The sequence below is a fragment of the Haloarcula rara genome (assembly GCF_029338235.1).
Taxonomy (GTDB): Archaea; Halobacteriota; Halobacteria; order Halobacteriales; family Haloarculaceae; genus Haloarcula; species Haloarcula rara.
Genome location: NZ_CP119785.1, coordinates 2,193,969 through 2,211,013 on the forward strand (window position 1 = coordinate 2,193,969; position 17,045 = coordinate 2,211,013).

22 protein-coding genes and 1 tRNA gene are annotated in these 17,045 nt (G+C 66.6%); 13 read left to right on the plus strand and 10 right to left on the minus strand.

Annotation, left to right across the window (positions count from 1 at the left end; all coding sequences use genetic code 11):
* Positions 1 to 139: 139 nt before the first annotated feature.
* Positions 140 to 1,510: a cytochrome P450 gene (locus tag P1K32_RS11600; RefSeq protein ID WP_276249892.1), complete on the minus strand. Its 1,371-nt coding sequence runs from the start codon at positions 1,508 to 1,510 to the stop codon at positions 140 to 142.
* Positions 1,511 to 1,984: 474 nt separating this feature from the next.
* On the opposite strand from P1K32_RS11600, the gene P1K32_RS11605 reads away from it, so the two are divergent.
* Complete coding sequence (locus P1K32_RS11605) at positions 1,985 to 3,601, plus strand: DUF255 domain-containing protein (RefSeq protein ID WP_276249893.1); 1,617 nt, start codon at positions 1,985 to 1,987, stop codon at positions 3,599 to 3,601.
* 49 nt (positions 3,602 to 3,650) lie between these two features.
* Positions 3,651 to 4,457: a TrmB family transcriptional regulator gene (locus tag P1K32_RS11610; RefSeq protein ID WP_276249894.1), complete on the plus strand. Its 807-nt coding sequence runs from the start codon at positions 3,651 to 3,653 to the stop codon at positions 4,455 to 4,457.
* A gap of 3 nt (positions 4,458 to 4,460) precedes the next feature.
* Here the strand turns inward: P1K32_RS11610 and mptA are convergent, their stop codons facing one another.
* From mptA to ahbB, 3 genes are all read right to left on the minus strand, one after another.
* Entirely contained in the window at positions 4,461 to 5,405 is a 945-nt protein-coding gene (gene mptA, locus P1K32_RS11615; protein ID WP_276249895.1) for a GTP cyclohydrolase MptA, read from the minus strand.
* A 101-nt stretch (positions 5,406 to 5,506) separates the two neighbouring features.
* Positions 5,507 to 6,097 carry a response regulator gene (locus P1K32_RS11620; protein WP_276249896.1) on the minus strand — a complete coding sequence of 197 codons (591 nt, stop codon included), beginning with the start codon at positions 6,095 to 6,097 and terminating at the stop codon, positions 5,507 to 5,509.
* Positions 6,098 to 6,186: 89 nt separating this feature from the next.
* On the minus strand, positions 6,187 to 7,224 hold the full coding sequence (gene ahbB, locus P1K32_RS11625) for a siroheme decarboxylase subunit beta (RefSeq protein WP_276249897.1): 1,038 nt from the start codon (positions 7,222 to 7,224) through the stop codon (positions 6,187 to 6,189).
* Positions 7,225 to 7,333: 109 nt separating this feature from the next.
* On the opposite strand from ahbB, the gene P1K32_RS11630 reads away from it, so the two are divergent.
* The 4 genes from P1K32_RS11630 to P1K32_RS11645 all read left to right on the plus strand — a co-directional run bounded on the left by P1K32_RS11630 (position 7,334) and on the right by P1K32_RS11645 (position 10,932).
* Positions 7,334 to 8,419, plus strand: coding sequence for an anthranilate phosphoribosyltransferase (locus P1K32_RS11630; protein ID WP_276249898.1), 1,086 nt, complete (start codon positions 7,334 to 7,336; stop codon positions 8,417 to 8,419).
* Between the two features lie 42 nt (positions 8,420 to 8,461).
* Entirely contained in the window at positions 8,462 to 9,379 is a 918-nt protein-coding gene (locus P1K32_RS11635) for an alpha/beta fold hydrolase (RefSeq protein WP_276249899.1), read from the plus strand.
* A gap of 179 nt (positions 9,380 to 9,558) precedes the next feature.
* Positions 9,559 to 10,107, plus strand: coding sequence for a peptidylprolyl isomerase (locus P1K32_RS11640; RefSeq protein ID WP_276249900.1), 549 nt, complete (start codon positions 9,559 to 9,561; stop codon positions 10,105 to 10,107).
* Between the two features lie 48 nt (positions 10,108 to 10,155).
* Positions 10,156 to 10,932 carry an MOSC domain-containing protein gene (locus P1K32_RS11645; RefSeq protein WP_276249901.1) on the plus strand — a complete coding sequence of 259 codons (777 nt, stop codon included), beginning with the start codon at positions 10,156 to 10,158 and terminating at the stop codon, positions 10,930 to 10,932.
* Positions 10,933 to 10,934: 2 nt separating this feature from the next.
* Here the strand turns inward: P1K32_RS11645 and P1K32_RS11650 are convergent, their stop codons facing one another.
* Positions 10,935 to 11,102 (minus strand): hypothetical protein, encoded by a 168-nt coding sequence (locus P1K32_RS11650; protein ID WP_276249902.1) that lies wholly within the window; start codon positions 11,100 to 11,102, stop codon positions 10,935 to 10,937.
* A gap of 1 nt (position 11,103) precedes the next feature.
* A complete protein-coding gene (locus P1K32_RS11655; RefSeq protein ID WP_276249903.1) occupies positions 11,104 to 11,289 on the minus strand; it encodes a hypothetical protein in 186 nt (61 codons plus the stop codon).
* A 97-nt stretch (positions 11,290 to 11,386) separates the two neighbouring features.
* Between P1K32_RS11655 and P1K32_RS11660 the strand changes: the two genes are divergently transcribed.
* Positions 11,387 to 11,728, plus strand: coding sequence for a ferredoxin (locus P1K32_RS11660; protein ID WP_276249904.1), 342 nt, complete (start codon positions 11,387 to 11,389; stop codon positions 11,726 to 11,728).
* A gap of 107 nt (positions 11,729 to 11,835) precedes the next feature.
* Positions 11,836 to 11,920 (plus strand) — tRNA-Leu (locus P1K32_RS11665).
* 214 nt (positions 11,921 to 12,134) lie between these two features.
* Here the strand turns inward: P1K32_RS11665 and P1K32_RS11670 are convergent.
* Positions 12,135 to 12,941, minus strand: a complete 807-nt coding sequence (locus P1K32_RS11670) for a DUF4397 domain-containing protein (RefSeq protein ID WP_276249905.1) — start codon at positions 12,939 to 12,941, stop codon at positions 12,135 to 12,137.
* A gap of 302 nt (positions 12,942 to 13,243) precedes the next feature.
* Here P1K32_RS11670 and P1K32_RS11675 point away from each other — a divergent pair, with 302 nt between their 5' ends.
* From P1K32_RS11675 to P1K32_RS11685, 3 genes are all read left to right on the plus strand, one after another.
* A complete protein-coding gene (locus tag P1K32_RS11675; RefSeq protein ID WP_276249906.1) occupies positions 13,244 to 13,522 on the plus strand; it encodes an ArsR/SmtB family transcription factor in 279 nt (92 codons plus the stop codon).
* A gap of 51 nt (positions 13,523 to 13,573) precedes the next feature.
* Complete coding sequence (locus tag P1K32_RS11680; protein WP_220589101.1) at positions 13,574 to 13,858, plus strand: DUF8036 family membrane protein; 285 nt, start codon at positions 13,574 to 13,576, stop codon at positions 13,856 to 13,858.
* Between the two features lie 122 nt (positions 13,859 to 13,980).
* Positions 13,981 to 14,493 carry a DUF5813 family protein gene (locus tag P1K32_RS11685; protein WP_276249907.1) on the plus strand — a complete coding sequence of 171 codons (513 nt, stop codon included), beginning with the start codon at positions 13,981 to 13,983 and terminating at the stop codon, positions 14,491 to 14,493.
* Between the two features lie 166 nt (positions 14,494 to 14,659).
* Here P1K32_RS11685 and P1K32_RS11690 read toward each other — a convergent pair whose 3' ends face one another.
* Both P1K32_RS11690 and P1K32_RS11695 read right to left on the minus strand, forming a co-directional pair.
* Positions 14,660 to 14,890, minus strand: a complete 231-nt coding sequence (locus P1K32_RS11690) for an Lrp/AsnC family transcriptional regulator (RefSeq protein ID WP_276249908.1) — start codon at positions 14,888 to 14,890, stop codon at positions 14,660 to 14,662.
* Between the two features lies 1 nt (position 14,891).
* Positions 14,892 to 15,578 (minus strand): potassium channel family protein, encoded by a 687-nt coding sequence (locus P1K32_RS11695; RefSeq protein WP_276249909.1) that lies wholly within the window; start codon positions 15,576 to 15,578, stop codon positions 14,892 to 14,894.
* Between the two features lie 136 nt (positions 15,579 to 15,714).
* Here P1K32_RS11695 and P1K32_RS11700 point away from each other — a divergent pair, with 136 nt between their 5' ends.
* Together P1K32_RS11700 and P1K32_RS11705 are read left to right on the plus strand one after the other, a co-directional pair.
* The gene (locus P1K32_RS11700; protein ID WP_276249910.1) at positions 15,715 to 15,945 is read left to right on the plus strand and encodes an Lrp/AsnC ligand binding domain-containing protein; all 231 of its coding nucleotides are present in this window, start codon (positions 15,715 to 15,717) and stop codon (positions 15,943 to 15,945) included.
* 177 nt (positions 15,946 to 16,122) lie between these two features.
* Positions 16,123 to 16,440, plus strand: a complete 318-nt coding sequence (locus P1K32_RS11705; RefSeq protein WP_276249911.1) for a DUF7991 family protein — start codon at positions 16,123 to 16,125, stop codon at positions 16,438 to 16,440.
* On the opposite strand, the gene tmk is transcribed toward P1K32_RS11705, so the two are convergent.
* On the minus strand, positions 16,441 to 17,019 hold the full coding sequence (gene tmk / locus P1K32_RS11710; RefSeq protein WP_276249912.1) for a dTMP kinase: 579 nt from the start codon (positions 17,017 to 17,019) through the stop codon (positions 16,441 to 16,443).
* Between the last annotated feature and the right edge of the window lie 26 nt (positions 17,020 to 17,045).

The window sequence follows — 17,045 nt, forward strand, 5'->3', positions numbered from 1 at the left end:
CAAACGCTTTTGGATAGCGAGATGTCGACCGAAGGGAGACATCTCGATAAAGCACAGCGGGGAGCGTAGCGACCCGCGAGCAGCGAGGTCGCGAACAGAGTGAACGACCTCGAATAGCGAGCGGTAACCGCGCCCGCCGCTACCGCTCGTGCACCCGAACGTCGACCGGCTCGGTCGGCGAGAGCGTGATGCGCATTGCCAGGTCGAGCGGCGGTTCGGTGACGGTCTCGAAGCGGTAGCGCTGGGCCAGGGTGGCGATGGCGAGTTTCGCTTCCATCCGGGCAAAGCGCATCCCGATGCAGTGCCGTGGGCCGCCGCCGAATGGGTAGTAGGCGTAGTCGGGCAGTTGCGCCTCGAACGCGTCGGTCCAGCGCTCCGGGCGGAAGGCGTCGGGCTCGTCGAACCAGCGCTCGTCGCGGTGGACGAGCCACTGGGGAATCGTCAGCTGGGCGTCCGGCGCCACGTCGTAGCTGCCCAGTGTCACCGGCTCGGTGGGCTGACGGAAGGTGGTGAAGGCGGGTGGGTAGAGCCGCAGCGCCTCGGTCAGCACGTCGTCGAGATAGGGGAGTTCGAAGAGGGCTTCCGGGGTGGGGTCCGCGCCGCCCAGCACCGAGTCGAGTTCGTCGTGGAGCTTCTGCTGGCGCTCGGGGTGGTGGCCAAGCAGGAACCAGGTGTAGGTGAGCGTCAGCGCCGTCGTGTCGTGGCCCGCCACGAGGAAGGTCAGCAACTGATGGCCCAGCCGTTCCCGGGTCATCGTCTCGTCGTCCAGCGACAGGAGCAGGGAGAGCACGTCGTCACGGGCCTCGCGCTCAGTGGCGCTCTCGGCCTGGCGCTCGGCGATGATGTCGTCCAGCGTCGCCTCGAAGTTCGCGCGGGCCGTTCGCACGCGACGGTTCGTCGGCGTCGGCACCGCGAGCGGGACGTAGGCCGACAGCGAGCGGGGGTCGAGTCGTTCCCGGAGCGCCGACAGGAGCGGCTCCAGGGCGCCGGCGGTGCGGTCGATGTCCACGTCCAGCAGCGTCTTCCCGAGCACGCGCAGGGTGTACTCGCGCATCTCGGGCAGGACGTCGAAGCGCTCGCCGTCGGTCCACTCGTCACAGGTCGCGGCGGCGAAGCCAGTCATCGTCTCACCGTAGGCGGCGATTTTCTCCCGGTAGAAGGCGGGCTGGAGTGCGGTGCGCTGTTCTTTCCACTCCTCGCCTTCCAGCAGAAAGAGCCCCTCGCCGATGTACTCCCCGAGCGAGCGCTGAAGCAACGCGCCCTTCTCGTAGCTCCCCTCCTGGGTGACCAGTATCTGCTCGACGAGGTCCGGATGGGTGACGAAGTAGCCCGTCGTCCCCGCGACGTTGTACCCCACCACGTCGGGGTCCATCGCGCCCACGCGGTCGTAGAAGCCAAGCGGGTCCCGCAGCATCGAGAGCGTGTTGTCGACGACGGGGACGCGGCCGAGACGGGGCGGGTTATCTCCGGGCGTGACCGGCCCCGGATGGTCCACCTCCTGTGTTGCCATATTTCACCCTTTGGCCGGTGGACAATTCGGTCTTTCGTCCTAGCAAGTGTTGTCAACGTTTCGTCTGATACTGTTGCTTACAGCCAGAAAGCCCCGGCCTGCTACACTCGGGGGTCTCGTTGCGCGCTTCGCTCACTGCGTTCGCTCCAGTGCTTACTTCGTCCGCCTTCGTGTAGCAGGCCGCCCCTTTCAGCCCCACCCAGCCCTGTTTGACCAACCGGCTACGGGCGGGACTGAAAGGGGCGAACCGTTCGACGACGGCGGACGACGCAAGCACCGCAGGCCGGAGGCCGAGGAGCGCAGCGAGGCCCCCGAGTCGAACGGTTCGGGGCTTTCTGGCTGTGCTGAGTCGCACTCTCGGTAACGGTCGCTGCCGTCTGTCCGGGAATTGGGCCATCCAGACCGTCCCCATCGGAATGACGCATGTTTGGTCGGAGTGACAGCCCCTATGTGTGCCCATCACCGACAGCCGGTATGGACGAATTCGCAGCGGAGACCAAGGTGGAGTGGCGCGAGTGGGGGCCCGAGGCCTTCGAGCGGGCCGCCGGCAGCGGCAAGCCGCTCCTGCTCTCGCTTTCGGTGCCCTGGAGTCCGGAGTGTCGGGCGATGGACCGGGGCGTCTTCGGGGAGCCACGCATCGCGGCCAACATCAACGACGGGTTCGTGCCGGTGCGGGTCGACGCCGACCGGAACCCGCTGGTGCGGGAACGGTACACCATGGGCGGGTTCCCGTCGACGGTGTTCCTGACGCCCGAGGGCGAGGTCATCAGCGGCTCGACCTTCCTCGGGCCCGACGGGTTCCGGGGCATTCTCGACTCGGTGCGTGAGGCGTGGGACGCCAAGGGGGCGTCGGCCGGCTCCGTCCCTCGCCAGCTCCAGGACGAGGCACCGCCGGCGGGCGAACTGCGCCCGCGCATCGAGGAGCACATGGTCGAACAGCTGCTTGGGGCCTTCGACGAGGAGTACGGGGGCTGGGGCTCGGACGTGAAGTTCCCGCTGGCCCGGACCATCGAGTTCGCCCTCGTCAGAGCGCGCGACCAGGCCACCCGAACGCTGGAAGCCGTCCAGACGCACCTGCTCGACACCTACGACGGCGGCTTCTATCGGTACGCGACGGGGCGGGACTGGTCGAACCCGCGCCGGGAGAAACTGCTGGACGAGAACGCGGCGCTGGTCCGGGCCTTTGCCCACGGCTACCGGTACACCGGCACGGAGGCCTACCGGGACACGGCCATGCGGACCGTGGCGTATCTGACGACGGAGCTGTGGACCGGCGACGCCTTCGCCGGGAGCCAGGCCGGTGACGACGACTACTACCAGGCCGGGCCGACCGACCGGGAGGACGCCGAGCCACCGCACGTCGATACGACCGTCTTCGCCGACCGGAACGGGCTCGCGATAGACGGGCTCCTGTGGGCCCACGCGTACACCGACGACGAGCGAGCCCGACGCTACGCCGAGCGCGCGCGTGACTACGTCACTACTCAGCTCGTCGACGAGGACGGCGCGGTGATTCACGACGACGCCGCCGACAGCCACCGCGGGCTGCTCATCGACCAGGCCGGATTGTTGCAGGGGCTGACGACGAGCTGGCAGGTACTGGGCGAGGGCGGGCCCGCCGAAGCCGTCGCCGACTGGACCGTCGACCACCGCCAGCAGGAAAGTGGCGCGTTCCGCGACGGCCCCGACGAGGGTGCGGGGCTCTGTGGCCGGTCGCTCCACCCACTGGACTCGACGGTGGAACTGGCCGACGCCCTGGTGGACCTTGCCGCGCTCACCGGCGAGGAGCGATACCGTGCCACTGCCCGCGAGGCCGTCGAGTCTTTCGCCGGCGCCGCCGAGCGGATGGGCGTCGAGGTGGCCGGCTACGCCGGTGTCGCCGCCCGGTTGCGGGACCCCCAGCGACTCGTCGTCGGCACCGAAGCGGGAACGGACCTCCACCGGGCCGCGCTTCGCCTGGCCGACCACGAGACGACGGTGGTGCCCGACTCGGACGGCGACGGCGTCGCCCGTCGCTACGAGGGCGAGACGGTCACCGCCGAGGGCGAGACCCCACAGGACCTCGACGCTGCGCTGACGGGCGACGTATGAAACAGTAAACATCCGATTAGTTTTTGTCCGTCCGTCGAGAGGATGGCGTATGGCAAGTCTGCGAGACCTGGGGCTCTCCGAGTACGAAGCCCGCGCGTTCCGGTCGCTGCTTTCCACCGGGCCGACGACGGCGAAGGAGCTCTCCCGGGCCAGCGACGTCCCGATGGGACGCATCTACGACGTGCTCAACAGCCTGGAGACCTACCGGCTGGTGCGCAGCCAGACGGCGAGCCGGCCGAAGAAGTACGTCGCCGTCGAGCCCGAGACGGCACTGGACCGGCTGCTCGACGACAAGAAGGAAGAACTCGAGGCGAAGGCCGAGCAGTACGAGGACATCGTCTCGGAGCTGGGCGACCAGCTGGAGGCCGGCGACCACGTCGACGAGCCGTTCTGGACCGCCGCCGTCGGGCCCGAAGAGACGCTGAACCTCCTGCTGGAGCGGCTGGCCGCCGCCGAGGACCGCATCGTCATCGTCGGCTCGCCGCCGGCTCGCCAGCTGGACATCGTCGAAGCGACCGAGATGGTCGTGGACAAGCTGGTCGCCGCCCTCGAACGCGGCGTCGACGTCTCCCTGCTGGTCGAACGCGACCTCTTCGAGCGCCTCCCCGAGGGCGCCAACCGCGCCTACTACGAGCGGCTCTCGGCGTACGATAACTACAGCGCCCGCTACAGCGAAGCCGTCTCGACGACGTTCGAACTCATCGACGACACCGAGGTCTGCATCGAGGTCCCACACCCGCTGGGTCGGGACGAGACCTTCGGCGTCATCGACCTGAAAGACCCCGATTTCACGGCCGACGTCAGCGAGGCCTTCGCCGAACACTGGGCCGAGGCCACGCCGGTCGGACCGCCCTGAGAATCAGTCGTCGTTAGGCTGCTCTTCGGACACTTCGCTCCGCAGGTCTTCCAGCTTCGCGATGCGTTCGGCGTGAGCGTTGTGCTGGTGGATGGACTCGTCGTTGGACTGTTCCATGTAGACGATGGCGTCGTCCGGGAGGTCCGGGAAGCGGTCGACGACACCCTCGGCCAGCGCTCGCACGCAGTCCTCGACGAACTTCGCGTCCTTGTGGGCCTCGAAGGTCATGTGGTCCTCGTCGGGCCGTTTCGCGAGGTTGTAGATGCGCGCGCTCATAGAGTCACGGGCGACCTCGATGAGCTCGTTCAGGTCGACCTCCGGGGCACCGTCGCTCTCGACGGTGAGCGTGGCGTGGCCCCGCTGTGAGTGGCCGGCCTGGGGCATCTTCTGGAGGAACTCGTCGATGACCTCGTCCTCGACGGCCATGCTCTGGAGGGTCTCACGGGCGCGAGCGGCGGACATCCCCTGCGAACAGGGGCAGACGGTCATCCCGGTGACCTGCGCGCCGATCTCCTCGCTGGTGCCCTCGTCAGTGGCCGTCGCCGAGGCGATGATGGTCGCCGTCGACTGGGTGGCCATCTCGCTCTCGGGAGTCTTCTCGTGGGTGACGTAGTCGGCTTCCATCCGAACCTCCGCCTTCGTGGTGTAGTCGTGTTTCTCCAGGAGGAGCTCGGCGGCGTCGCCACAGACGTCCTCGACGCGGTAGGCCTCTTCCGAGACCGCCGTCTCCAGCGTCTCGTCGATGACTTCCATGTTCCGGGACATGTCCGCGCCCTTCCGCCAGGAGGGGAGGTCGACGAACACTTCGAACTCTGCCATGAGAACGATTGGGTCCCGGTCGCGCCGGCCCAGTTTGACGAGCTTCTCGACACCGGTGACACCGACTCGGTTGAGACCGACGGTCACATCCGGACTCGACGCCTGCACGTCCGGGAGTTGCTGACTCATTGGCCTCGCTTAGGACGAGACTCGGTTATTGCTTTCGGAACCTACAGGACGTGAACAGACAGGTGCCACCGGTGGTGCTGGCCGACGGAAAAACAGACGAATCAGTCCGCGGTCGTGGGGTCCGGCCTGTCGATGTCCCGGAACGCCCGGTCGAAATCGGTCGGGTCGAAGTCGGCCACCAGGTCCGACAGCGCCGCTTCCGCCGTCTCGATATCCGCTTCCAGCTCGCTGAACCGGTCGCTCTCGGCCAGTTCCTCGAGGGTTTTGCTCTGGATGAGGGCGGCCCGTTTCGACGTAAGCGCGTAGTACTCGCGGAGCTGTTCGTCGTAGGTCAGACACCGCACGAGGTGAGCCACTGTCCCCAGCAGCGCTCCCTCGGTGACCGGTTTCTGGACGTAGTCGTCGAAGGGCATCTCGATGATGTCGAAGTCGGCTTCCTCGCCGGTCACCATCGCGACCCGCGTCTCCAGCCCGCGCTCGCGGATGGCCTCAAGCACTTCACACCCCGAGAGCTTGGGCATCCGCCGGTCCAGCAACACGATGTCGACCGACGGCGACAGCGCCTCCAGCGCCGCCGGCCCGCTGTAGACCGTCTCGACGTCGTACGTCTCCTCGAGCTGTGATGCGTACGTGTCCGCGACGTCGACGTCGTCGTCGACGATGAGTATGCGAGCCCCCCCAGCTTCTGACATTGTCTCGATTCAGAGGACGGACAAAGACAACAAAAGGGTTGTGGCGGTTTACAGCGCGTGAAACAACCCCCCGCGATATCCCCGTCCCGCTACTCTCCGACGATGTCGTCGTACCGCGCCCCGGTCTGCTTGAGCGTGGCTGTCGAGTAGAGCCGGTCGTGGTCGACGGGGAGATACGCCGTCGAGAGCTCGTCTATCTTCTCGTCGACGGCGTCGGCGTCCCGGCCGTGAATCATCGTAAACAGGTTGTACTCCCACTCTTGTTCGGGCCGGCGCGGGCGGTGGTAACACAGCGTGACGTAGGGGAGCTCACCGACGCGCTCGCCCAGTTCGTCGAGCCGGTCGTCGGGCACGTCCCAGACGACCATGCAGTTGTTGTCGAAGCCGGTCGTGATGTGGTTGACGACACAGCCGATACGCTTGATACAGCCGTCGTCACGCAGGCGCTCGATAGCCGCGAGCACGTCGCCCACGTCGGCATCGATGGCGTCGGCGATATCCCGGTAGGGCGTCGCCGAGAGCGGGAACCCCTCCTGTATCTCCAGCAGGAGCCGGCGGTCCAGCGCTGAGAGGTTCGCGGCGGCGTCCTCGCTGATACGGGTGGCGCTTGCGTCGGTCCCCTCGATAGATTCTCGCGCGAATCTGTCGCTGTTGACGACCGGGAACTCCAGGTCGATGTAGTAGTCGGTCAGCATCGGGAGGACGAGCACTGAACAGCCGGTGCGGGCCTCGATGTCGGCGAGAATCTCGTCGCGTTTCTCGCGGGAGCCCGCGGTGACGACGAACCACATGTTCCACTCGTGGTCGCGGGCGTAGTTGTGGTTCACCTGCCGGTAGTCGTTGATGACGGCGGCGACCTCGTCGAAGCGGTCCTCGGGGGCCGACACTGCGGCCAGCGTCGAGGAGCCGATGACCGGCGGGTTCAACACGGCGCCAAAGCGCCGGAAGATACCGTCATCGCGGAGCTCCTCGACGCGTTCGAGCGCTTCCTCGGCCGGGATACCCAGCTGTTCGCCCAGCGCGTCGAACGGGCGTTCGCGAATCGGGAAGTCGCTCTGAAAGCCGTCGATGAGCGCGGCGTCGACGTCGTCGATACGCTCCCGCCAGTCACCCGCCCGGAGACTCATTGGGTCGGCTTAGGAGTGGACGGGTGTATCGTTTTCGGGAGCGACCGCTGTTCCCGCAATATGAGAACGAAACGGAGGGGCTTTCAAACTCGCCGCCTAACGGCGTGGCATGGCACAAGCGACCCGCGAGTACGGCGACTGGCCGCTGAAACGGCTGATGACCGAGGTCGTCGGCTCCGGCCACAAATCGGCCGACGACATGACCCGCGAGCAGGCCCGCGAGGCGTTCCAGCGCATCCTCGACGGCGAACCTGACCAGACGACACTCGGCGCGTTCTGGCTGGCCAACCGCTGGAAGCGCAACACGCCCGAGGAGCTGGGCGCCTACGTCGACGTGATGGCCGAAGAGTCGGTCAGTACGGCCCAGCCCGACGCCGACCCCGTGGACTGCGGGGCGAACTACGACGGCAAGGGCCGCTCGGCCATCCTGGGTGTGGCCGCCGGGCTCGTAGCCGCCGCCGCCGGGACCCCCGTCGTCGTCCACTCCGGCGACCGCGTCCCCACACAGAAGCAAGACGCCTACAAGCACGTGCTCGACGAACTCGGCGTGCGCACGGAACTCGACCCCACCGAGAGTGCCGACATGGTCGACGACGTCGGCTTTGGCTTCTACTACCAGCCCGCGTTCAACCCCGGCATCGACGCCCTCTTCGACCGCCGTGACAACATGGGCGTGCGCGTCTTCGTCAACACCGTCGAGACGCTCGCGAACCCGTCCGGCGCCAGCGTCCACCTGGGCAGTTTCTACCACCTCCCGTTCGCGAAGAAGATGGTCCGCACCCTCACCGAGTCCGAGACGACCAGCCTCGAGCGGGCGCTGTTCTTCCAGGGCATGGAAGGGTACGACGACGTGCGCCCCGGTGAGACCGTCGTCGCCGAGTGGCCCGTCGAGGGCGCGGAATCGGACGGCGATGACATCGCTGACTTCGAGATTCGCACGGGCGAATACGGGATGGACGTGACCAGCGACGACCTCGCCGTCGAGGACGTCGCCGGCGAGTCGGCCGCGATTACCGAGGCGGTCCTGACCGGCGAGCGCACCGACGGCTTCGCCGACGCCGTCGCGCTCAACGCCGCCCTGCGAATCTACGCCCGCGAGGACGCCGACAGTATCGCGGAGGGACTCGAACAGGCCCGCGCGGCCATCGACGACGGCAGCGCCGCCGAGGCCCTCGAGGCGCTCCGGGCGTTCTGAACCGGCGGAATCCACTTTTCCGTTCGGCCCGAACGACGAGTGATGACTACGACTGCCGACGAGTGGACGGTCCCAGCCGACGGGGCGCCCTGGCGCCACGACACCGTCGAGACCAACGGCGTCCGGCTCCACGTCGTCACCGCCGGCCCTGAGGACGGCGACCTGGTCGTACTTTTGCACGGCTTCCCGGAGTTCTGGTACGCCTGGCACCAGCAGATTCCGGCCCTGGCCGAGGCGGGTTACCGCGTCGTCGCGCCGGATATGCGCGGCTACAACCGCTCTGAGAAGCCAGCCGGCGTCGACGCCTACCACATCGACGAGCTGGTAAGCGACGTGGCGGGGGTAGTCCACGCGTTCGACCGGGACTCGGCCAACGTCGTCGGCCACGACTGGGGCGGCCTCGTGGCCTGGCAGACCGCCATCGACCGACCCGCCGTCGTCGACCAGCTGGCGGTGCTGAACGCGCCACACCCGACGAAGTACGAGCGAACGCTGCGCTCGAACCGGGCCCAGCTCGGCAAGTCCTGGTACGTCGGCTTCTTCCAGCTGCCGGCACTACCCGAGTGGGTCCTCGGTGCGCGGGACTTCGAGGCTATAGAGCGGATGCTCGGCGAGGGGACGGTTCGGGACGGGGCCTTCTCCGAGACGGACCTCGAGCGCTACAAGGCGGCGTTCGCACAGCCGGGTGCCCGGACGGCGGCCCTTAACTACTACCGGGCGCTCGCCAGACGGAACGCGTTGCTGACGCTCACCCAGGGCGGCGTCGGCGACCTGCCGGTTCGAGCGCCGACGCTGCTCATCTGGGGCGAACAGGACGCCGCGCTGGACGTGTCCCTGACAGAGGGCCTGCAGGAGTGGGTGCCAGACATCCGGGTCGAACGGCTCCCCGACGCGAGCCACTGGGTGCAGTTCGACGCACCTGAACGGGTGAGTGAGTTGCTACTTGAGCACCTTGCATAGGGCGGACAGCCGACACTCCCGCAGCTCCACGGATCGCTTCGCTCGCGAGGCGACGTGTCGGGCTCCCGCAACCCGCCCCGCGGTTGCTGGTCAGGCCATAGTGGTCATGGTCGCGTCCCCCTTCAAGAACCCTCGGCGCCAGTGGGCAAGTTTTTCTCCCGGGGTGTCCTCCCACCTGTATGAGCGACCTGACAGCGACGCTCCACACGACAGAGGGCGACATCGAAGTCGAACTGTACGAGGACAGAGTCCCGAACACCGTCGAGAACTTCGTCGGGCTGGCCGAGGGCGCCGACGACTACGACGAGGCCGAGGTCGGCCCCGGCAGCGGCGCCTGGGAGGACCCCGACAGCGGGGAGAAGCGCATCGACCCGCTCTATACGGACATCGAGATTCATCGCGTCATCGACGACTTCATGATTCAGATGGGCGACCCGACTGGGACCGGTCGCGGCGGCCCGGGCTACACCTTCGAGGACGAGTTCCACGACGACCTGACCCACGACGAGGCCGGCATCCTCAGCATGGCCAACCGCGGCCCCGACACCAACGGCTCGCAGTTCTTCATCACGCTGGGCGCCACGCACCACCTCAACGGCAAGCACGCGGTCTTCGGCAAGGTCACCGACGGCATGGACGTCGTCGAGGCGATCGGCGCGACGGAGACGGACCCGAACGACGCACCCACCTCGGAGATTCTGCTCGAATCCGTCGACGTTCACCGATAGTTGCATCGGTGGTAACTGCTTTTTAGGCGGCGGTCCTCACCCCGACCAGTGGCACATATCGACCGACTGACCGTGTATCCGGTGAAGGGGCTGGACGCGCTCGACGTCGACCACGCGCGGGTGCGTCCGGGCGGGACGCTCGAACACGACCGGGAGTTCGCGTTGCTCGACGCCGACGGCGAGCGCGTCAACGCGAAGCAGTCCGACCGGTTTCACACGCTGCAGACGAGCTACGACCCCGAGACGACGACGTTGCGCGTCACCTCGCCCGAGCGCCGCGAGTTCACCCTCGACACCGAGGCCGGCCGGGCCGAGGCGGCGACGTGGCTCACCGACGCGCTCGGGCTGGACGGCGACATGACACTCGACCGAAGTACGGGACTGGGACACGTCGACCGCCAGTCGATGGGGCCGTCGGTCATCAGCACCGCGACGCTTTCGACCGTCGCCGACTGGTTCGACGAGCTGACCGTCGACAGCGTGCGACGGCGAATGCGCGCCAATATCGAGGTCGGCGGCGTCCCGGCGTTCTGGGAGGACCGCTTCGTCGGTGCGGACGCACCGGCGTTCCGGGCCGGTGACGTCCGCATCGAGGGGGTCACGCCGTGTGCCCGCTGTGTCGTCCCCGAGCGGGACCCCGACACCGGCGAGCCGACCCCCGAGTTCCGCGAACAGTTCCTCAGGAACCGCCGGGAGACGTTCCCCGAGTGGGCCGACCGGGACGCCTTCGACCACCTCTACTCGCTGATGGTCATCGCCCGCGTCCCAGAGGCCGACCGCGAGGAACGTATCACCGTCGGCGACGACGTGGTGGTCGTTCCGTAGGCCTACTTCGCGCCGGCGACGCCGCTCCCGATTGCGGCCCCGCAGTGGCCACAGGCGACGAGGTAGAACCGTTTCGAAGCCTTGATGAATCCAGTTTCGACCCCCATCTCGACGAACTCTACGTCGCTTTGCTCGTCCAGGGCCGTCTCGCAGTCCGGACAGTGGGCCATTTCAGGCTGCCCCCGCGTTGCCGCGTGCACCCGCGACGCCGCTCCCGATGGTCCGCCCACAGGCGGCACAACTGGCGGTGTAGAACCGCTTGGACGAGTTGATGATGCCGATGGTCGAATCGCGGTCGGTGAACTCGATGTCGGTCTCGTCTTCGAGCGTGGTCCCACATCCAGGGCAGTGAACCATACCGGCCGTGTTCGAACGGCCCCGACAAGTGTTTTCTGCAGAAACAGTTTCCGTGGGAACCGACAGCGGAAAGAGCTTCCGCCCTCTACGGACTGCTATGACAGAGGCCGACGAACCAGTCGACCCAAGCGAGTTTGGGGAGCAGAACGCGCCGCCGGTCGAGGAGAAGCCCTACAAGATAATCTTCGAGGCCAACAAGTGCTTCGGCGCGGGCAAGTGCGCCGAGGTCTCGATGAACTGGTCACTGGACCTCGACACCGGCATCGCACAGCCCAAGGCCTACTTCTTCGGAGAGGAGGAACTCGACCACAACGTCGAGGCGGCCGAGATCTGCCCGGCCAAGAAGGACCGCGGCGTCATCCACGTCGTCGACCGACGAACCAACGAGGAAATCGCCCCCGACCCGGCCGGTGACGGCAGCCTCTCTGTCGACTGGTGAGACTGTCGGCGACGCGAGCGCCCCGTCTGGGCGCACGGTAACCGAAAGCCGTTCTGGGCGGCCGTAACCGAAACCCGTTTTCCCTCGCAGTGTACAGAGTGAGACGCGCGAGGGTAGCCGAGCCTGGCCAAAGGCGGTGGGCTTAAGACCCGCTCCCGTAGGGGTCCGCGCGTTCAAATCGCGTCCCTCGCACTCTCAGACCGCAAGCGGGAGGCGTGAGCGTAGCGATTGCTCCGAAACGGCACAGCGGGGAGAGCGAGGCGTGAGCGAAGTAAACGCCTCGAACGCGAGCGGCTACGCCGCGAGCGCGAAGTGACCCGCGAGCCACGGCTACGCCGTTCCGCTCGTGGCCCGAAAAAAGCGCCAGGGGGACTGGTCAGCACTGCCGTGGGACTGGACGCCGACCTTACATCGAGCCCGCGTTCTGTTTCACGAGCAGGTCGAACGCCTCGTCACCGGGCTCGTCGTCCGGCGAGAGGTAGCCGGCCGCGTAGGCGGTGTAGATCTGGCCGCCCTCGAGGCTCGTGTCCGGGAACTCCGCGACCACGTCGCCGTCGTTGCTCGACGTGTCCGGTCGTATCTCGACCTCGTAGGTGCCCGACCCGACTTCGGTACTGCCGGATTCGCCGTAGGGGACGTTGTCGAACAGGACGACGTCGCCGTCGCTGGCAGTGACGTCGACGTTGGGGGCGTCGGGCGAGACGTGGACCACGCGGAGTCGGGCGTTGCCCTCGGCCGGGGCGCTGTTGTCGTCCTCCAGGACGAGCGGCGCGAACGCCTCGTCGGCACCCTCGCTGATTTCCCCGGCCGCGACCACCGTGTAGGCCGTCCCCGCCGCCACGGTGACTGCCTCGTCGTAGACGACCGTGCTCTCGTCGCCGGCGGCGGTTATCTTCACCTGGCGGTCGCCCGCGGGAACCTCCAGATAGCCGCTCTGGGAACCGAATTCGACGTCGCTGAGGACCTCGTCGCCGTCGACGTAGACGTCGACGTTGGGTGCGTCCGGCGACATGTGGGCGACCCGAACCATCGCCATCTCGGACATATCGCCGTCTGCCGTCTCGGTCGCCGTTCCGTCGTCCATCTCCGTCCCGGTCTCTGTCCCATTCGGGGAGCTCTCGCCGCCCTCGCTGCCCCCACAGCCGGCCAGTCCGACAGTCGCTGCCGTTCCGAGACCGAGCAAGACTTTCCGTCGACTTGTGTCAGATGACATCACCTGATTCCGAGGCGTGTCGGTAATATAATACATTTCGCAACTCGGACTAGAATCTCTCTCAAAACTCGCTAAAATGGGGTGAGAGTCTCTCTAAACACTGCTCACGGGATTGTAGCCGAAATGGTTTTACCGGGCATTCCCCGAGTATGAAACATGGTGCAGCGGCGTTCGGTCGGGGCCCCCGAGGCGACGGGGCTATCGGCGGTCGGCAGCGAGTCGGACCGGCGGGTCCGGACTCCACCCCGTCCGAACCGCGATGTCGGTAGATTCTTTTCGTGGCGTTTGGAATCAACTCCCGAATGGATACGGTCCTCTGGCAGACGCTTGCCGGTACGCGTGGAGGACCGAACCGCGCCCGTGTCCTCCGTGCGCTGGACGACCAGCCGCGGAACGCCAACCAGCTCGCCGAGGAGCTCGACCTGGCGTACAACACGATTCGGCACCATCTGGAGGTCCTCGAAGAGAACGGTGTCATCACCAGCAGCGACGCCAGCTACGGGGTCATCTACCTCCCGAGCGAGCGGGCACAGAACAACTGGGACACGGTCGAGCAGATACTCACACAGGTGGACGACTGATATGAACTCAACGTCACGGGCCAGGACCGTCGGCGGGACTCGGGAGGCGCTATGAGTCTCGTCCTCGACGTCGCGCGAATCGCCGCCGCTATCAACATCGTGTTGCTGGGTGGGCTCATCGCTATCTGGGTCCAGACCTATCGGGAGATACGCGCGCCGATGACGCTTGGCTCTATCGTGTTCGCGACGTTCCTGCTGGCCGAGAACGCCGTCGCGCTGTACTTCTATTTCAACGCGCCGGCGGGGATGCCGCCACTGGCCGTCGACGTGATGGCAGTGCTGCAGGTTCTCGAAGTGGTCGGTATCGCCGCGCTGAGCTACGTCACCTGGAAGTGATACGGATTGTTGTAGCTGTTTACCGGTTATCGTTCGACCGAGGGTCGGCGATACCGGTACGAGACTACAACAATTCGTATGAGACGACGCGCTTTTGGCGGTGAGACGGCTATACTCGGCAGATGACTGACGTGCCAGACGACGTCGCAGACGTGTTCGACGCCCGCGAGACCTTCGTGCCAGGCGGCAGCGGGTACGTGATCGAGACGACGAGTTTCGAGGGCCACGTCACCGCGAGCGAGGGCGAGAAGTGGCGCACCGACTACGAGGTGACCGTTCGAGCGCCGACGTTGCAGGCCGCGACGGCCGACGAGGTCGGCCCGGCCGTCCGTGACGGCTGGTTCGAGACCTTCGAACGGCGACTCGAAGACGCGCCGAAGGCCACCCGCGTCGCGGTCGACCTGGACGACTACACCGTCGAGGAAGACGACGAGGAGGTCGTCGTCACCTACCGCTTCAGCCTGGGCGGCGAACGCGAGGCCGCCGACGTGGCAAAGGCGTTCGTCGAGTACGTCGAGGGGACCTACGTCGAGGGTATCATCCCCGGCTACGAGTACGTCGGCGTCGTCGCCGACCTGCTGAGCGCCGCCAGCACCGGCGGCAGCGAGGGGAGTCGCGGCGGGACGCCGCTGTAGTGGGGCGGTAGCGGAAAGTGTGGCATACGGCGAGCGAAGCGAGCCGTTTCACCGGAATCGAGGTCGAAGACCGAGATTCCGGCCGTTTTTCCCCAAGTTTTTGCAAGGAGTGGTTCGAGCGCGCCGGAGGCGCGACTCGAACCCGACGCCGTAAAAAGTGGGTTTACTAATCCATAGCGATGTACGTCTGCGTGGACTCGACACCCTCGATGTCCTGGACGTGGGTCGCGGCCACGTCCTTGACGGCGGCGGGAGTCTCGACGCGCACCTTGGCGATGAGGTCGACGTCGCCGGCGACGATGTGGGCCTCTTCGACGCCGTCGATGGCCTCTATCTCGCGTCGCAGGCGGTCGGCGTCGCCGGTGTGGGCCTTGACCATGACGTAGGCGGTGACCATTCTAGGCACCTCCCAGCGCTTTGGCGGGGCCGCTCTCACCGGCGACGATGCTCCTGACGTCCGAGAGCGTATCGAAGTCGGCCAGGACGACGAGGTGGTCGCCGGCTTCGAGTGTCTCGTCGAGGTCGGGCGTCGTCAGCGGTGCGTCGCCTTTCCCGTGGGCCATGAGCTTGGTGTTTGCGGGCAGTTCGAGTTCGGAGAGCGAGTAGCCTTTCATGGGTGCGGAGTCGGTGATGGTGAACTCGACGAGCTGGAGGTGCTGGGCGATGTCGGCGATGGCGCGGATGTTCCCACCCAGCAGCGCGTTCTTCGCGGCGATGGCGCCGAGCCGCTCGGGGTAGATGACTTCGTCGACGTCGGACGCGTAGCGCCGGTATATCTCCTCACGGTAGTCCTCGTCGATGCGCATGACGGTGCGACAGCCGTGTTCTTTGGCTATCATGCAGGCGACGAAGTTGTTGTTGAGGTCGCCGGTCAGCGCGCCCAGAGCGTCCGCCTCGTCCAGGTCGGCCGATTCGAGGGTCTCCTCCAGCGCGCCGTCGCCGGCGATGACGTCAAAGCCGGCGGCCCGGGCCCGCTCGATGGCGCTCTCGTCGAGTTCGATGAGCGTGACGTCGTGGCCACTCTCCCGCAGTACCCGTGCGGTCCGCAGCCCCACACGGCCGGCACCCACGATAACGTATAGCATAGACGGCAGTACGCGACGGGGACGAATAAAAGTACCCCGCCACGCCTGCCCAGTGAGGGGACGCGCCGGCCGCTCCCGACGCCCGGAGCAAAACTCGCGCGAACGTTTTTGATACTGTGGTACGTCATACCACAGTATGGCATCCGCGTTCATCATGATAAAGACAGTCGCAGGCAAGTCCGAGGACCTGCTCGCTGCCGTCCGTGACTCGGCGGGCATCACCGAGGCACATATCGTTGCGGGGCAGTACGACATCATCGCCGAGGCCACCGGCGAGGAAGTGTACGACGTGATGCAGTCCGTCTCGACACGCGTACGGGACCTGGATGGCGTCGCGGACACCCGGACCTACATCTGTCTCGAATAGCGAGGAAGCGACCTGAGGGAGCTTTCTCGACCATTGCGAGCGGGGAGCAGGTGCGACCCGCGAGTAGCGGGACGCCGACCGAAGGGAGGCGTCCCGGAAAATCGAAGCGGTGACCGAAGGGAGCCGCGAGTAGCGTCGTTCCGACACGGCAAAGAGCCTCGCCGCCCTACGAGTGGTATGGTCAGCGTCGTCGCCATCGCCGGGCTCGTCGTCATCGTGCTAATCAACAGCGCTCTGACGGCACTGATGACGCGCTTTTTCCGGGTCCGACTGGACACTCGATGGGGTGGGTTCGTCTACTCGCTGTTGCTCTGTCCGTTCGCCATGTTCGTCGTGTTCATGGTGTTTGCAGTGCTGGGCTTTGGCGCCGGACTGGGGCTCAGTAACGGTATCGCGGTCGCGGTGACGATACTGGTCCCGCTCGCACTGGGGATGACGTTCGACTACATCTGGATGCCCTCGCCCGACGAGGTCGACCTGCCGACGTCGACGTAGCTACGCCAGCGCGTCGCGAACCTGTTCGTAGACGGTGTCTGGCTCCTGGGTAGCGTCGACCCGGACGAAGCGGTCGGGGTCGGCCTCGATGAGTCGTTCGTAGTTCGCCCGAACGTCGGCAAGGTACTCCGCCGTCTCGAACTTGTTCGTGGCGCCGCTGCGGCGGGCGGCCGTCTCCGGGTCGAGGTCGAGATACACCGTCAGGTCTGGCGGGCGGGTCCAGGGTTCGTGGACCTGCTTGACGTACGCGAGTGGGTCGTCGAAGTGGTCGCTGCCGGCAAGCGTGGCGCCCTGATAGGCGTATCTTGAGTCGGAGTAGCGGTCGGAAACCACCAGCGAGCCGTCCTCGAGGGCGGGCCGGACGGTGTCGGCCAGATGGGCCGCGTGGTCGGCCGTGTAGAGAAAGAGCTCGGCCAGCGAGTCGGCGCTGTCGTCCTGGATAGAGCGCATGACCGCCTCGCCGTACCAGCTGTCGGTCGGTTCGCGGGTGAAGGTCGCTTCGACCCCGTCGTCGGCCCGCAGCCGCTCCCACACCGTCGTCTTCCCGCTGCCGTCGAGCCCCTCCAGCGTAACGAGCATACCGGAGCGTCGGCGGCCGGGTACGT

Excerpts from the sequence above, each read along its gene's own strand:
- tmk (WP_276249912.1), bottom strand. The coding sequence starts at position 17,019 with ATGCTCGTTACGCTGGAGGGGCTCGACGGCAGCGGGAAGACGACGGTG.
- P1K32_RS11660 (WP_276249904.1), top strand. The coding sequence starts at position 11,387 with ATGACAGAGGCCGACGAACCAGTCGACCCAAGCGAGTTTGGGGAGCAG.
- P1K32_RS11600 (WP_276249892.1), bottom strand. The coding sequence starts at position 1,510 with ATGGCAACACAGGAGGTGGACCATCCGGGGCCGGTCACGCCCGGAGAT.
- P1K32_RS11650 (WP_276249902.1), bottom strand. The coding sequence starts at position 11,102 with ATGGCCCACTGTCCGGACTGCGAGACGGCCCTGGACGAGCAAAGCGAC.
- P1K32_RS11640 (WP_276249900.1), top strand. The coding sequence starts at position 9,559 with ATGAGCGACCTGACAGCGACGCTCCACACGACAGAGGGCGACATCGAA.
- P1K32_RS11635 (WP_276249899.1), top strand. The coding sequence starts at position 8,462 with ATGACTACGACTGCCGACGAGTGGACGGTCCCAGCCGACGGGGCGCCC.
- P1K32_RS11675 (WP_276249906.1), top strand. The coding sequence starts at position 13,244 with ATGGATACGGTCCTCTGGCAGACGCTTGCCGGTACGCGTGGAGGACCG.
- P1K32_RS11655 (WP_276249903.1), bottom strand. The coding sequence starts at position 11,289 with ATGGTTCACTGCCCTGGATGTGGGACCACGCTCGAAGACGAGACCGAC.
- mptA (WP_276249895.1), bottom strand. The coding sequence starts at position 5,405 with ATGAGTCAGCAACTCCCGGACGTGCAGGCGTCGAGTCCGGATGTGACC.
- P1K32_RS11700 (WP_276249910.1), top strand. The coding sequence starts at position 15,715 with ATGGCATCCGCGTTCATCATGATAAAGACAGTCGCAGGCAAGTCCGAG.
- P1K32_RS11610 (WP_276249894.1), top strand. The coding sequence starts at position 3,651 with ATGGCAAGTCTGCGAGACCTGGGGCTCTCCGAGTACGAAGCCCGCGCG.
- P1K32_RS11630 (WP_276249898.1), top strand. The coding sequence starts at position 7,334 with ATGGCACAAGCGACCCGCGAGTACGGCGACTGGCCGCTGAAACGGCTG.
- P1K32_RS11620 (WP_276249896.1), bottom strand. The coding sequence starts at position 6,097 with ATGTCAGAAGCTGGGGGGGCTCGCATACTCATCGTCGACGACGACGTC.
- P1K32_RS11690 (WP_276249908.1), bottom strand. The coding sequence starts at position 14,890 with ATGGTCACCGCCTACGTCATGGTCAAGGCCCACACCGGCGACGCCGAC.
- P1K32_RS11685 (WP_276249907.1), top strand. The coding sequence starts at position 13,981 with ATGACTGACGTGCCAGACGACGTCGCAGACGTGTTCGACGCCCGCGAG.
- P1K32_RS11695 (WP_276249909.1), bottom strand. The coding sequence starts at position 15,578 with ATGCTATACGTTATCGTGGGTGCCGGCCGTGTGGGGCTGCGGACCGCA.
- P1K32_RS11670 (WP_276249905.1), bottom strand. The coding sequence starts at position 12,941 with ATGTCATCTGACACAAGTCGACGGAAAGTCTTGCTCGGTCTCGGAACG.
- ahbB (WP_276249897.1), bottom strand. The coding sequence starts at position 7,224 with ATGAGTCTCCGGGCGGGTGACTGGCGGGAGCGTATCGACGACGTCGAC.
- P1K32_RS11680 (WP_220589101.1), top strand. The coding sequence starts at position 13,574 with ATGAGTCTCGTCCTCGACGTCGCGCGAATCGCCGCCGCTATCAACATC.
- P1K32_RS11705 (WP_276249911.1), top strand. The coding sequence starts at position 16,123 with ATGGTCAGCGTCGTCGCCATCGCCGGGCTCGTCGTCATCGTGCTAATC.
- P1K32_RS11605 (WP_276249893.1), top strand. The coding sequence starts at position 1,985 with ATGGACGAATTCGCAGCGGAGACCAAGGTGGAGTGGCGCGAGTGGGGG.